Raw genomic sequence first — 241 nt, forward strand, 5'->3', positions numbered from 1 at the left:
CTCAAGTCTTTGGAGTTTGAGCAATACAAATACAGCTAATATTGCTTATCCGTCATCATATTATGTGGAAGACGGATCGTATCTGCGAATTGCTCAGTTAACAGTTGGTTATAGCTTAAATAAAGAATTTTTACAACGTATCGCAGTAACTAATGCACGTATTTATGTTACAGTAAACAATTTAGCAACAATTACCGGTTACTCTGGTTATGATCCTGAAGTTGCGGCAGCATCTGGAGTT

Annotated in this window: 1 protein-coding gene; it reads left to right on the forward strand. The window is 36.5% G+C overall.

Features of this window, described 5'->3' with window-relative positions; all coding sequences use genetic code 11:
* Window positions 1-16: 16 nt before the first annotated feature.
* Window positions 17-241: hypothetical protein (locus tag SCA31_RS25235; RefSeq protein ID WP_410699675.1), on the forward strand; the 225-nt coding region annotated here is incomplete at its 3' end.

Origin of the sequence: Chryseobacterium sp. SIMBA_028 (genome assembly GCF_046535285.1) — a bacterium.
GTDB lineage: Bacteria > Bacteroidota > Bacteroidia > Flavobacteriales > Weeksellaceae > Chryseobacterium.